This window comes from Bacillus mycoides, from assembly GCF_000832605.1.
Lineage (GTDB): Bacteria > Bacillota > Bacilli > Bacillales > Bacillaceae_G > Bacillus_A > Bacillus_A mycoides.
Genome location: NZ_CP009692.1, coordinates 1,838,161 through 1,850,874 on the forward strand (window position 1 = coordinate 1,838,161; position 12,714 = coordinate 1,850,874).

17 protein-coding genes are annotated in these 12,714 nt (G+C 35.9%); 13 read left to right on the plus strand and 4 right to left on the minus strand.

From position 1 onward, the window contains the following. Positions 1-22: 22 nt before the first annotated feature. From BG05_RS11505 to BG05_RS11520, 4 genes are read right to left on the minus strand one after another with little or no spacing between them, the layout of a single operon-like run. Positions 23-1,087, minus strand: a complete 1,065-nt coding sequence (locus BG05_RS11505) for an ABC transporter permease subunit (RefSeq protein ID WP_002128960.1) — start codon at positions 1,085-1,087, stop codon at positions 23-25. A 12-nt stretch (positions 1,088-1,099) separates the two neighbouring features. Then, positions 1,100-2,161: an ABC transporter permease subunit gene (locus BG05_RS11510; protein WP_033734222.1), complete on the minus strand. Its 1,062-nt coding sequence runs from the start codon at positions 2,159-2,161 to the stop codon at positions 1,100-1,102. Beyond that, positions 2,151-3,032, minus strand: coding sequence for an ABC transporter ATP-binding protein (locus BG05_RS11515; RefSeq protein WP_002128958.1), 882 nt, complete (start codon positions 3,030-3,032; stop codon positions 2,151-2,153). The genes BG05_RS11510 and BG05_RS11515 overlap by 11 nt, the downstream gene beginning before the upstream one ends. Beyond that, a complete protein-coding gene (locus BG05_RS11520) occupies positions 2,998-3,417 on the minus strand; it encodes a GntR family transcriptional regulator (protein WP_002033900.1) in 420 nt (139 codons plus the stop codon). Before BG05_RS11520 ends, BG05_RS11515 begins: the two co-directional genes overlap by 35 nt. Positions 3,418-3,583: 166 nt before the next feature. Here BG05_RS11520 and dacF point away from each other — a divergent pair, with 166 nt between their 5' ends. From dacF to BG05_RS11585, 13 genes are all read left to right on the plus strand, one after another. Next, positions 3,584-4,774: a serine-type D-Ala-D-Ala carboxypeptidase DacF gene (gene dacF, locus BG05_RS11525; RefSeq protein WP_002088461.1), complete on the plus strand. Its 1,191-nt coding sequence runs from the start codon at positions 3,584-3,586 to the stop codon at positions 4,772-4,774. Positions 4,775-4,939: 165 nt separating this feature from the next. After that, the gene (gene spoIIAA, locus BG05_RS11530; protein ID WP_002128957.1) at positions 4,940-5,290 is read left to right on the plus strand and encodes an anti-sigma F factor antagonist; all 351 of its coding nucleotides are present in this window, start codon (positions 4,940-4,942) and stop codon (positions 5,288-5,290) included. Next, positions 5,291-5,731 carry an anti-sigma F factor gene (gene spoIIAB, locus BG05_RS11535; protein WP_001243400.1) on the plus strand — a complete coding sequence of 147 codons (441 nt, stop codon included), beginning with the start codon at positions 5,291-5,293 and terminating at the stop codon, positions 5,729-5,731. A gap of 12 nt (positions 5,732-5,743) precedes the next feature. After that, complete coding sequence (sigF, locus tag BG05_RS11540) at positions 5,744-6,502, plus strand: RNA polymerase sporulation sigma factor SigF (protein ID WP_002014922.1); 759 nt, start codon at positions 5,744-5,746, stop codon at positions 6,500-6,502. 154 nt (positions 6,503-6,656) lie between these two features. Then, positions 6,657-6,758: a methionine/alanine import family NSS transporter small subunit gene (locus tag BG05_RS11545; RefSeq protein WP_002094424.1), complete on the plus strand. Its 102-nt coding sequence runs from the start codon at positions 6,657-6,659 to the stop codon at positions 6,756-6,758. A 115-nt stretch (positions 6,759-6,873) separates the two neighbouring features. Beyond that, positions 6,874-7,494, plus strand: coding sequence for a stage V sporulation protein AA (locus tag BG05_RS11550; protein WP_002067040.1), 621 nt, complete (start codon positions 6,874-6,876; stop codon positions 7,492-7,494). Continuing rightward, positions 7,487-7,903 (plus strand): stage V sporulation protein SpoVAB, encoded by a 417-nt coding sequence (gene spoVAB / locus BG05_RS11555; protein WP_016092269.1) that lies wholly within the window; start codon positions 7,487-7,489, stop codon positions 7,901-7,903. The genes BG05_RS11550 and spoVAB overlap by 8 nt, the downstream gene beginning before the upstream one ends. A gap of 12 nt (positions 7,904-7,915) precedes the next feature. Then, positions 7,916-8,374 (plus strand): stage V sporulation protein AC, encoded by a 459-nt coding sequence (spoVAC, locus tag BG05_RS11560; RefSeq protein WP_002128953.1) that lies wholly within the window; start codon positions 7,916-7,918, stop codon positions 8,372-8,374. A gap of 13 nt (positions 8,375-8,387) precedes the next feature. Beyond that, positions 8,388-9,404, plus strand: coding sequence for a stage V sporulation protein AD (gene spoVAD, locus BG05_RS11565; RefSeq protein WP_002128952.1), 1,017 nt, complete (start codon positions 8,388-8,390; stop codon positions 9,402-9,404). A 3-nt stretch (positions 9,405-9,407) separates the two neighbouring features. After that, the gene (gene spoVAE / locus BG05_RS11570; RefSeq protein ID WP_002014916.1) at positions 9,408-9,758 is read left to right on the plus strand and encodes a stage V sporulation protein AE; all 351 of its coding nucleotides are present in this window, start codon (positions 9,408-9,410) and stop codon (positions 9,756-9,758) included. Between the two features lie 5 nt (positions 9,759-9,763). Continuing rightward, positions 9,764-10,333, plus strand: coding sequence for a stage V sporulation protein SpoVABEA (gene spoVAEA, locus BG05_RS11575; RefSeq protein ID WP_002088445.1), 570 nt, complete (start codon positions 9,764-9,766; stop codon positions 10,331-10,333). Continuing rightward, the gene (gene spoVAF, locus BG05_RS11580) at positions 10,320-11,792 is read left to right on the plus strand and encodes a spore germination protein SpoVAF (RefSeq protein ID WP_002128950.1); all 1,473 of its coding nucleotides are present in this window, start codon (positions 10,320-10,322) and stop codon (positions 11,790-11,792) included. Before spoVAEA ends, spoVAF begins: the two co-directional genes overlap by 14 nt. Before the next feature lie 95 nt (positions 11,793-11,887). After that, the gene (locus tag BG05_RS11585; protein WP_002014913.1) at positions 11,888-12,691 is read left to right on the plus strand and encodes a Cof-type HAD-IIB family hydrolase; all 804 of its coding nucleotides are present in this window, start codon (positions 11,888-11,890) and stop codon (positions 12,689-12,691) included. Positions 12,692-12,714 lie beyond the last annotated feature (23 nt).

A 12,714-nucleotide genomic window follows, 5' to 3' on the forward strand; every position in this document is an offset into this window, starting at 1 on the left:
TCCTCTTAGTGAGGAGGTTATTTTATTTGAAATTCCAAGAGACCTTCAATCTCAATATTTTAGATAGAAGAAAATAGCTAATTATGCTTGTTCCGAACAAACCAATGTAAAAATTAAGCAACGAATGGGTCCCACCAATTATTAAACCACCGCTAATTCCAATACAGAAAATAGCGCAGACCATAAATGTTTTTTGAAGCTTTGGATATAGTAAGAAACTACCATTCCGCTCATTGACTGAACGAACATATAAATATATACCGAGTGGTAATAAAATAATTATATTTACAATAGGTCCAATCAATGTTTTTACTGAAGGAATTTTTGTAAAGTTTGGTTCATTATGACGCACTCCATCAGGATCGGTATAGGCATTTTGCGGATTATAATCAAATCTAATATGAAAATCTTCTGCTGGACCTGAAATGCGTATGTTTTCCATAACACGATGCATATTGCCATTGTCCTCATGAAAGTCAGTATTCGAGTGAACAGCGATGACTGCTGAGATAAGGGATGGAAATAACAATGGAAACATGAATATAGCTGCAGTGAGAAGTCCCTGCGAGAGAATATTCCCAGTAATTGTTCCTATACATAAAGCAAGTGTATAAATAGCAATTAATACAATTAACATGTATATAAAATAAGAATGAAATGGGGAAAATACTTGATACTTATTATGAAAAGTTGTTTTTTTCATAATGGCGAATAGTCCCCAGTTTAATACGATGATTGCTGCAATGTTGCAGATTCCAAACAACCACTTTGTTATATAGAGGTGTGAACGTTTAAAGGGCATAGACCACAACAAGTCACTAGAGTTATTTTGTCTTTCCCATCCGATTAATGTGCAGGCTAGAACGATAAGTACACTACCTAATAATATGACAGGGTCTATAAGTGTTAAATCAAAGTGGTAATGATATACATAGTTCCACTGTTTATTTTCTTTTAGAAAGTATAGCTGTTGAATAGAAGCCATATAGTATTTATATGATAAAGTATAGAAGCTAACGAACCAAAACAACCACACAACATATTTACTTTGTTGATATGTTCTTAGCCATAGTGCTTTTTGAAACATAGGCCCCCTCCTTTAAAAAACTTTATAATTTGTTAGACGTGATAGTACAACATAAGTAATGATTCCAGCGAGAAGCAAACTGATGTAATAGTTAAGTAAGAAATTAAATTGATTTATTTTATAGCCACCTAGTAATGCAAAATAAATGGTTGTCCCCCATATCCATATTCGTAAATGTTTTTGGAAAATAAATATCTTTTGACTATTTTCATTTGGAGAACGTTTGTATAAATATGTGCCAAGTATTAAGTAAAATATTGTATAGAAAATAGGGACTAACATGGATTTAGCCGAATAGTACCTATAAGATGCTGGATCTCTTAAAGTGGTTGAATCGTTTTCTTTTTCAAGTGATTTTGGATCATAATCGTAATAAATAGAAAAATTATATATTGGTGCAACTATATTTGTTTTATTATTTATTTCAGAAAGACTTTCATATAAGGAAGAATTTCTATTATTCTGAGCATCTAAATGATTTATTGTAAAATTGTATAGTAATGAAATAAATGTAAGACCCATTAGTAACCAAGGAATACAAAAAACGATTTGTGAAACAACGCTTCCAGTAAAGGCACCAATACATAATGCAGCTGTATATACTGCAACATATGAAACAATTGCATAAAGAAAGTATCGATGAAATGGTTCGAATGATTGATAATCCAAATGAATTGTTGTTCTATAAATAAAGTACATAACAATCCAGTTTACAAGAAGAGACCCCACAATCCAGAATGAACCGAAAGCCCATTTAGATAAGAAAACATCTTTTCTTTTAAATGGCATTGTCATAAGTAGTGCATTAGACTGGTTGCTACGTTCCCATCCTATTAATAGACAAGCAATAGAAATAATAAGAATAGTTATCGAAAAACTATTACCTGTATTTGACGAAAAAACATAATCATAATAAAACGTTCCCTTTTCATGTAATTTATAATAATTAGCAAGTTGTTGCTGAGCTGCTTTATAGTATCCGAAAGATAGAAGATAAAGAGTATAAAAGAAGAACAGTAGTACAGCATATTTCCCGCGTTTCCAATTCCACATCCACAACGCCTTATGAAACATACCCATCCTCCTCAAGTGTCGTAACGAAGACATCTTCAAGTGACATTGATAATTCTTCAATGAGTATTGGTTGCTCTTTATAAAACTTCTCCAGTGTTGTAGCCACATTTTCCTCAATTAAGATTGTATATACTTTTCCTGTTTGGTTTAATATTTTAATATTGCTTAAGTTTTCTAGTTTTTGAGGTAATGAACGTTCATAAGCAACTTGTATTTTGGCAAATCGTGATTTTGCATCATCTAGTGATGTAATAGAATCTACTGTATGTCCTTTTAAAATAATGATTGTATCGGCAATTTTTTCAACTTCATCTAAATGGTGAGTGGAGATGAAAATTGTAATTTCTTTTTCTGCCACTTCTTCAACGAGAAATTGTAGAATCTGTCTTTTGACGATAGGATCAAGTCCGTTTGTCGGTTCATCTAAAATGACATATTCTGCTTTTGCAGCGAAAGCTAAAATGATCGCAAGCAGTGCTTTCATTCCTTTTGAGTAACTACGAATACGTTTGTTTGGTAAATTAAAACGTTCTAATATTTCATAAAAATATTGTTCATCAAATGCTGTATAAACCGCTTTATAAAACTTTACGATTTCTTTTACTGTATATCCGTTCAGTATGTTAGTAGAGTCTGGAACGTATACAACTTTTTGTTTAATTTCAGGATGCATATGAACATCTGTATTCTCATATGTAACAGTTCCTTCATCGGGGTCTAAAATGCCGACCATCGTTCGTAATAAAGTTGTTTTCCCCGCACCGTTTCTTCCGAGCAATCCGACGATACTACCTTTTTGTAATGTGAAAGAAACATCGTCTAAAATCGTTTGGTTATCAATTGTTTTCTTCAAGTTTGTCACTTTCAACATCTGTATTTCCTCCAATCTCTTTATAGTATGAATCTATCCAATCGTGAATTTTATCTTTCGTAATCCCAAGATAAGAGGCTTCTAGTAATAATTGATGAAATTGCTTTTCAACCATAGCGATTTTCCTTTCGTCTAATGTTGGGGTAATCGATTGGGCTACAAATGTTCCTTTTCCTCGTAATGTTTCAATAATCCCTTGTCGCTCTAATTCTTGATAAGCTTTACTTACTGTATTTGGATTTATAACGAGCAAAGAAGCAAGCTCGCGTACAGAAGGAAGTTTATCACTTGGAGCTAACATATTTTTTAGTACGAGCTCTTTTATATTTTGAACAATTTGTTCCCATATCGGAGTGTTGCTTCTTGGATCAAGTTGAATATGCAAGAGCAATGTCTCCTTCCTGATGAGTATTAAGTGTACTACTACGTGTAATACACTTAATACAATATAGGCAAGGAATTTATTTGTCAACTGAAAATAATAGAAAAATATGGTATTAAAAATGTATAAATTGGAAAAAATAAGTTTGATATAGAATGGAGGGTTAGTCATGAAGCGAGTTTTTGGAATACTTGTTTGTTTCATGTTATTGCTTTCTGGTACTTCAGTTAGTTTCGCACAATCTGAGAAAACGAAGCAGGAAAAAACAGAAGAAACCACGCCGAAGTTAGCGGAACAAGCGTCGTCAGCGATCGTAATTGAGCAAGATACAGGTAAAGTTTTGTTTGATAAAAATCCGAATGAAAAGTTACCACCTGCTAGTATGACAAAGATTATGACAATGCTATTAATTATGGAACAAGTTGAAAAAGGAAAACTAAAACTAAACGATAAAGTTAGAGCGAGTGAACACGCAGCTTCAATGGGCGGATCACAAATTTTTCTAGAACCTGGGGAAGAGATGACTGTAAATGAAATGTTAAAGGGCATTGCAATTGCATCTGGAAATGATGCATCGGTTGCAGTAGCTGAGCATATCGCTGGTTCAGAAGAAGGTTTCGTAAATATGATGAACAAAAAAGCGAAAGATCTAGGATTGAAAAATACACATTTTCAAAATCCGACAGGTCTTCCAGCGAAAGATCATTATTCTACAGCGAATGATATGGCTATTATGGCGAAAGAGTTGATGAAGTATCCACTTATTCGAAAATACACAGGTAAATATGAAGACTATTTACGTGAAAATACGGATAAGAAGTTTTGGCTTGTTAATACGAATAAGCTAGTACGTTTTTATCCTGGAGTAGATGGAGTGAAAACAGGCTTTACGACAGAAGCGAAATATTGTTTAACGGCATCGGCTGAGAAAAATGGTATGCGTGTTATTTCAGTTGTAATGGGAGCACCTACATCAAAAGAGCGGAACAATCAAGTAACGAAGCTTCTTGATTATGCATTTGGACAATACATGACAAAGAAATTATATACACGTGGTGAGAAAATTAAGACTGTACAAGTAGGAAAAGGTAAGGAAGAAAAAGTAGATTTAGTTGCGTCAGACAATGTGTCTCTTCTTATGAAGAAGGGCGAAAATATGGACAAAGTTAAACAAGAAGTGATTGCTGAAAAGAAAGTGAAGGCACCGATTAAAAAAGGTGATGCACTTGGCACACTTGTTATTAAAAGAGATAAAGATGTTTTATTAAAACAAACAATTGTAGCGAAAGAAGATGTTGAGGCAGCGAGCTGGTGGGAGTTATTTAAAAGAAGTTTTGGGATGTTTTCAACATCAAAATAGCGGCGGGAATTTTGATGTTTTTCTGTTCGTATTTACTGAAATAATTGCTGAAAGGTTTCACTTTATGACGAAATAGTTCTTCTTTTGTCAGTAGGAAGGATTCTGATTTTATATCACGAAAATCTTATGTTAATGAGTAAAGTTTGAGCATAAGGAGGAAATCGTGTGAGTCTTTCCATGCATTTAGAAGTAAAACGTGACGTCTTATGTGTGAGGCTAGAGGGCGAGTTAGATCATCATACTGCTGAAGAGTTGCGAACGAAAGTCACAGATATGATTGAGACACATGGTGTTCATCATATTATTTTGAGCCTAGAGAACTTAACATTTATGGATAGTTCTGGTTTAGGCGTTATATTAGGCCGATATAAACATGTAAAGGGATTAGGTGGAGAGATGGTTGTCTGTGCAATTTCACCGCCCGTTAAACGTTTATTTGAAATGTCAGGTCTATTCAAAATTGTTCGTTTAGAAGAAAGTGAAGCGCATGCGCTCGCGACGTTGGGGGTGGCGTAGATGAGAAATGAAATGAACCTTCAATTTTCAGCGTTAAGTCAGAATGAATCATTCGCTCGTGTTACGGTAGCTGCTTTTATTGCGCAATTAGACCCGACGATGGAAGAACTAACAGAGATTAAAACAGTTGTGTCAGAAGCGGTTACAAATGCAATTATTCATGGGTATGAAGGAAATGCAGAAGGTGTTGTTTATATTTCAGTGATTTTGGAAGAAGCGATGGTGAAACTCACGATTCGAGATGAAGGGATTGGTATCTTTAACTTAGATGAAGCAAGACAACCCCTTTTTACAACTAAACCTGAATTAGAGCGTTCCGGAATGGGATTTACTATCATGGAAAATTTTATGGATGAAGTAGAAGTTATTTCAAACGAATCTTTCGGGACAACAATCCATTTGACAAAATACTTATCAAATAGTAACGCTCTATGCAATTAAGGAGAATAGCCAATGGACATAGAGGTCAGAAATGAGAAGAAGAAACCTCAGTTAAAGGACCACGAGCTAAAAGCGTTAATTCAAAAAAGTCAAGATGGAGATCAACAAGCGAGAGATACAATCGTTCAAAGTAATATGCGTCTCGTATGGTCGGTTGTACAGCGATTTCTTAATCGAGGATACGAACCAGACGATTTATTTCAAATTGGATGTATTGGACTCTTAAAATCGGTAGATAAATTTGATTTATCTTTCGACGTGAAATTTTCAACATATGCAGTTCCAATGATTATCGGTGAAATACAACGATTTTTACGTGACGATGGATCAGTGAAAGTAAGTAGATCTTTAAAAGAAACAGGAAACAAAGTCCGAAAGATGAGAGACGAGCTTTCGAAAGAATTTGGAAGGGCTCCAACAATTAATGAGGTAGCACAGGCTCTTGAACTAACGCCGGAAGAAGTTGTTCTGGCGCAAGAAGCGAGTCGTGCTCCTTCGTCGATACATGAAACTGTGTATGAAAACGACGGAGATCCAATTACTATTTTAGATCAAATTGCAGATCAATCGGAAACGAAATGGTTTGATAAAATTGCTTTAAAAGAAGCAATTAGAGAATTGGATGAACGAGAAAGGCTAATTGTGTATTTGCGCTATTATAAAGACCAAACCCAATCAGAAGTAGCGGAGCGAATAGGCATTTCGCAAGTACAAGTTTCAAGACTTGAAAAGAAAATATTAAAACAGATGAAAGATCGAATAGATGAATAGCTATCTATTCGATTTTTTTTGTTGTAACGTATGGTTGGTCGATAGCGGCAGCATTCCTTCTAGTCGCGTTAGTTATTGGTCTGAAAAAATGGAATGCACAAATACATTCAGACTCTGTCCAGCTTGAAAAAGAATGGAAGGACCGAGGTGTTTCATGATGAGTGGATCAGCGATTATGATGATGGTTATAGGTATGGTAGTCATTTGGGGAGGACTTGCATTAAGTATTGCAAATTTATTTAAGAAAAAGGCATAAGCTAAAAACATCTGTCCCGAAATGGTACAGATGTTTTTTTATGAAAAAATTGTATTAGAAAAAATTCCAATAACCATACTACAACTACGAGGAAGAGTGAAGGGGTGAATGAAAATTGGAACAAACGATTTATATTAAAATGCGCAATCGCTTAAAAGTGTCTCCTACGTATGAAGTAAAGCTGAGCGATGTTGCTCAACTTGCCGGAGATTCTTTTGTAGTTGAGTTGTTACAAAATGAAATAGTCTACAAAATAACAGCGCATGATAAAACACATGTTGTAATTGATGTTATGAAAGTGATTGAGATTATTCAACAAAAAGCGGCTCACATACAAATTAATTTACTTGGTTCTGGACAAACTCTTGTTGAAATTATATACGAAAAAAAGAAAGTGCATCCGGTTTTCTTCGGACTTGTATGGTTGTTACTTTTCATTGGAGCGGCCCTTGCAATAATTTATTTCCATGAGGATGTAAGTATGCAACAAGTACACCAACGGTTATATTACATGATTACTGGAGAATTTAAGGCGCAACCACTTTTATTTCAAATTCCTTATTCATTAGGTCTTGGATTAGGTATGGTCTTATTTTTTAATCATGTATTTCAAAAGAGAATTAATGAAGAGCCGAGCCCGTTAGAAGTTGAGATGTTTCAATATCAGCAGTCGCTTGATCAATATGTAATTGTTCATGAAAACAAGGATAATATGAAACAGATTGCTGATGATTGAGTGTGCATTTGTTGTATTAATTGGCTTAGCTGGAGGGATTGCAGTAGGTAGCGGATATGTCGCGTTTTTAGCTGTACTTGGTATAATCCCTCGTTTAGCTCAATTAACGAGAAGTGGAAAGCATATTCAATACTTTGAGTGGGCGGTCATTGCAGGTACTTTAACAGGGGCTTGGTGTAGTTTGAAAAATATTACATTTCAAACGTCACAATATTGGCTTGTTATATTAGGAATATTTTGTGGCACATTCATTGGAATGCTCGCTGCGGCGTTAACGGAAGTGTTAAACGTTTTACCTATTTTAGCGAAACGAGTAAGGGTAGAGGAGAAAATTATTGTTTTACTCGTTGCTCTTGTACTTGGGAAAGTAATAGGCTCGTTGTTTCACTGGATTTATTTCGTAAAGTAGGAGGCAATATATATGGCAGGGCGAAAATTGAAGGACGATTACATAAATAAAGTGAAGGAGTACCATCCAAAACCGAACTATTTCATAAATTGTGTGAAGGCATTTCTTGTTGGTGGACTCATTTGTACGGTTGGAGAAGTGTTGATGAAATTTTATATACATTACTTTCACTTTAGTGAGAAAGAGGCAGGAAACCCTACAGTTGCAACTCTTGTTTTACTATCAGCGATTTTAACAGGGTGTGGTGTATATGATAAAATCGGGCAGTTTTCTGGAGCGGGATCAGCAGTACCAGTTACTGGATTTGCGAATTCTATGGCGAGTGCCGCACTAGAGCATAGGAGTGAAGGGATTGTTCTAGGAATCGCTACTAACATGTTTAAGCTTGCAGGAAGTGTCATTGTATTTGGAGTCGTCGGTGCATACATTATCGGGTTAATAAGATATACATTTCAAATTTTAATGTCTTAAAGGAGGGGTGGGTATGAGATTGACAGGAAAACAAACGTGGGTATTTCAAAATGATATCTTCGTGAATGCAACTGGTACTGCTGTCGGTCCGAAAGAAGCTGAAGGCCCTCTTGGAAAGGATTTTGATATTTCATATTCTGACTTACATTGCGGAGAGGAAAACTGGGAACTTGCTGAACGAAGGTTAATGTCAGACTCAATTCAACAAGCGATGCAAAAAGGGAATATAAAAAAATCGCAAATTGATTTCTTTTTAGCGGGAGATTTATTAAACCAAACAGTGACAGCAAATTATGTTGCTCGTGAGTATGGTATTCCTTTTTTAGGGATGTTCAGCGCTTGTGCGACGTCAATGGAAACTTTGGCGATTGGATCAGCTTTTATAGATGGTGGATTTGCGAATCGTATTTTAGCTACAGTAAGTAGTCATAATGCGACGGCTGAAAGACAATTTCGTTCCCCAACAGAATACGGAGGACAAAAGCCAGGGACAGCAAACTCAACTGTTACCGGAGCAGGGTCAATATTAATTAGCAATGAGGAGAGTGCAATTAAAATAACAGCAGCAACAATTGGTAAAGTGCAAGATTTAGGAATTGCTAATCCTTTAGATATGGGATCAGCGATGGCACCAGCTGCTGCTCATACAATTCAACAACATTTTGAAGATTTGAGAAGAAGTGCAGCTGATTATGATCTTATTGTTACTGGTGATTTATCGGCTGTTGGGACACCAATTGCGAAACAACTTTTACTTGAGGAAGGGTATGATTTGGGGAATGTATACAATGATTGTGGATTAATGATTTACAATTCAAATCAAGAAGAAGTGTTTGCAGGGGGCAGTGGTTGTGCTTGTTCAGCTGTTGTAACATACGGCCATTTATTGAGTGAAATGCAAAAAGGGAATTTACAAAGAATTTTTGTTGTTGCAACTGGAGCTCTATTAAGCCCCATGATGATACAACAGAAGGAAACGATTCCAACGATTGCGCATGGTGTTGTGTTTGAAAGCGTTAAAGGAGAGTGAATTGTGGATTTTATATATGCATTTCTTGTAGGAGGAGCTATTTGTGTAATTGGACAAGTGTTGCTAGATTTCGCAAAGTTAACACCGGCACATTTAATGGCAACTTTTGTAGTCGCCGGAGCTATTTTAGACGGATTCGGATTGTACGATAAGCTTATAAAATTTGCAGGTGCTGGGGCAACAGTCCCTATTACAAGTTTTGGACACTCACTATTGCACGGGGCAATGCATGCGGCAGAAAAACATGGATATTTAGGAATTGGAATCGGTATGTTTAGCTTAACGTCTGCGGGGATTTCAGCAGCGATATTATTTTCATTTTTTGTTGCACTTATATGTAAACCGAAAGGATAAATCAAATGAGACGAAGGGTTGTTTTGGTCACAGATGGAGATGAATATGCAAAGCGGACAATTGAGCTGTTAACAAAGGAATTTGGGGGGAGGTGTATTTCAGCATCGCAAAGTAATCCGACCAAATTGACAGGGAAGAAAGTTGTTGAGCTTATTATGCAAACGCCATATGACCCTGTATTTGTCATGTTTGATGACAGCGGATTTATAGGAGAAGGATCTGGTGAAAAGGCGTTAAAGTATGTCGCAACACATAAACAAGTTGATGTACTCGGTATTTTAGCAGTAGCATCTAATACACATCATTGGGAATGGGCGCGTGTAGATGTAAGTGTAGATCGGAATGGGAATTTGACAGAATATGGCGTTGATAAATTTGGACTCCCAGATGGTGAAATTGGCAGGATTAGTGGGGATACGATTTATTGTTTAGATGGTCTGAATGTTCCTGTCATAGTGGGGGTCGGTGATATTGGCAAGATGTGCGGAAATGATGAATGGGAGAGAGGATCACCTATTACTAGAAAAGCGATTCAATTAATTTTGGAAAGGAGTGGGTTTTATGACGAAGCCTAAAAAAGTGAATATCCCGATTTCATCTTTTTTAAGTGATAATGAAAATTATTTAAAGCAAACAGTTGGACTTGGTGTTACATACGATGTTGGTATTCGTAAATTTCAAATTTTAAATAAAGAAATTGGTGTGTTATTTGTAAATGGACTTTGTGATACGAATTATATTATCCCTATTTTAGAAGAAGCGGTGGATACAAATGAAATAAGGGATGTAGAAGAAGATACAGTAAAGCTTTTAGAGAATCGTTTAATTCATCAACAAGTAAGTAAAGTAAAAACGATGGATGATGTAATGCTCCAAGTATTATCAGGACTCATTGTTATATTTGTGGAAGGTGAAACTGAAGCGTTCGCAATAGATGTTCGTAGTTATCCGGGCCGGACACCGACAGAACCAGATACAGAAAAGGTAGTGCGTGGTGCAAGGGATGGCTTTGTTGAAAATATCGTTGTAAATACAGCGTTAATTCGTAGAAGAATACGCGATCCACGTCTTCGAAATGAAATGATTCGAGTAGGGGATAGATCGCAAACGGATATTTGTATTACATATGTACAAGATGTTGCAAATCCGGATTTAGTGAAGATTATAAAACAAGAATTAAATAATATTGAAGTAGATGGGATTACGATGGCGGATAAAACGGTAGAAGAATTTGTAGTGAAACAAGGTTATAATCCATTCCCACTTATCCGATACACAGAGAGACCAGATGTAGCAGCAAATCATCTGTTAGAAGGACATGTGTTAGTACTCGTTGATACATCACCAAGTGCTATGATCACTCCAACAACATATTTTCACCATTTACAGCATGCAGAAGAGTTTAGACAAAATCCAGCTGTAGGTACATTTTTACGTTGGGTACGTTTTTTAGGTGTTATATTTTCGCTATTCTTACTGCCATTTTGGCTAGTTTTTGTTTTTGATCCGACTCTTTTACCGGAAAGTCTTGCTTTCATTGGACCAAATAAGATGACGCATTTACCGATTTTATTACAAATTTTGATGGCGGAAGTCGGACTCGAATTTTTAAGAATGGCTGCCATTCATACACCGACATCATTGTCGTCGGCAGCAGGATTAATTTCTGCCATATTAATTGGTCAAATTGCAATTGATGTAGGTTTGTTTGTACCAGAAGTTATTTTGTACGTAGCAGTTTCTATGATTGGAGCATACGCTACGCCAAGTTATGAACTAGGGCTTGGGAATAAGATAGGAAAATTGTTTGTCATTATTTTAACAGGCATATTTCATGAAATGGGATTTGTCATTGGAATGACGATATTGATTCTATTTTTAACATCTATAAAAAGCTTGCAAACACCGTATTTATGGCCTTTTTTACCGTTTGATTGGGGCGCGTTAACGAAGATTTTACTTCGTCCAACTATGTCTAGTTTAAAGGTTCGTCCAAGTATTGTAAGACCTCAAAATGTGCGAAGACAAAAATAAGCGGGATTATGCTCCGCTTATTTTTTATTGAAAATTTATTGTTTTTTTAACAAAAATCAAACATTTTTTTTGTACAATTAGAGTAGATATTGTGTATGGAAGGGGAAGAGGACATGATTAAACTATTTGTAAGTGATTTAGATGATACACTCGTTTACAATATGAATGATATGCAAAAAGAAGATGAACGAGCGCTTTGTTGGCTAGCTGAAAACGGGACAAATATTTGTTTTGCCTCTGGCCGTTTTACTCACCGAATTGATGAGGCGGTAAAAAGGTTTTCGTTCCCGTATTACACAACTAGTTTAAATGGAGCGACAATGATACTACCGGATGGAAAAGTATTTCATGAATCGAGTTTTGAAGATGGGGTTGCCCAGGAAATATATCGATATATACATAAAAAGGGACTAGCAGATATTGTTTGTGCAAATGAGCAGCGATATACAAAAAGGAAGAATGAACATCACCATACTTTTGAAGAGTATATGGGAGTGCATATTGCTGAAATCGAAGAGTTAGAAGAGGAGTTTGGGAAGACTGTACATCCTGCGAAATTATTTGTTTTTGGCGAAGAAGAAAAAATTGTAGCATTAGATCAAGAGTTGAGAGATACATTTCATAGCGAAGCGGAAGTCTTTATATCGGGTAAGCGATATGTTGACATTATGCCAAGAGGTGTAAGTAAAGGAAGCGCTCTGAAGCGATTAATGGAACATTTACAAATTGAAGCAAATGAAGTTGCATGTATTGGAGATTCTTTCAATGATATTTCTATGTTTGAAGTAACCCCGCACTCCTTCACCCTCCATCATGCTCATCCGTATGTGAAGGAGAAAGCAAATTATGTTGTCCGTTCGGTTGAAGAAGCTATTATGAAATTACCGTTACTTGTATAAAAAAGAAGCTCGTCACTGGCGAG

Coding starts and splice junctions, on each gene's coding strand:
- BG05_RS11505 (WP_002128960.1), bottom strand. CDS start 1,087: ATGTTTCAAAAAGCACTATGGCTAAGAACATATCAACAAAGTAAATAT.
- BG05_RS11510 (WP_033734222.1), bottom strand. CDS start 2,161: ATGTTTCATAAGGCGTTGTGGATGTGGAATTGGAAACGCGGGAAATAT.
- spoVAC (WP_002128953.1), top strand. CDS start 7,916: ATGGCAGGGCGAAAATTGAAGGACGATTACATAAATAAAGTGAAGGAG.
- dacF (WP_002088461.1), top strand. CDS start 3,584: ATGAAGCGAGTTTTTGGAATACTTGTTTGTTTCATGTTATTGCTTTCT.
- BG05_RS11545 (WP_002094424.1), top strand. CDS start 6,657: ATGATGAGTGGATCAGCGATTATGATGATGGTTATAGGTATGGTAGTC.
- spoIIAB (WP_001243400.1), top strand. CDS start 5,291: ATGAGAAATGAAATGAACCTTCAATTTTCAGCGTTAAGTCAGAATGAA.
- BG05_RS11585 (WP_002014913.1), top strand. CDS start 11,888: ATGGAAGGGGAAGAGGACATGATTAAACTATTTGTAAGTGATTTAGAT.
- spoVAD (WP_002128952.1), top strand. CDS start 8,388: ATGAGATTGACAGGAAAACAAACGTGGGTATTTCAAAATGATATCTTC.
- spoVAB (WP_016092269.1), top strand. CDS start 7,487: ATGATTGAGTGTGCATTTGTTGTATTAATTGGCTTAGCTGGAGGGATT.
- sigF (WP_002014922.1), top strand. CDS start 5,744: ATGGACATAGAGGTCAGAAATGAGAAGAAGAAACCTCAGTTAAAGGAC.
- spoVAF (WP_002128950.1), top strand. CDS start 10,320: ATGACGAAGCCTAAAAAAGTGAATATCCCGATTTCATCTTTTTTAAGT.
- BG05_RS11515 (WP_002128958.1), bottom strand. CDS start 3,032: ATGTTGAAAGTGACAAACTTGAAGAAAACAATTGATAACCAAACGATT.
- spoVAEA (WP_002088445.1), top strand. CDS start 9,764: ATGAGACGAAGGGTTGTTTTGGTCACAGATGGAGATGAATATGCAAAG.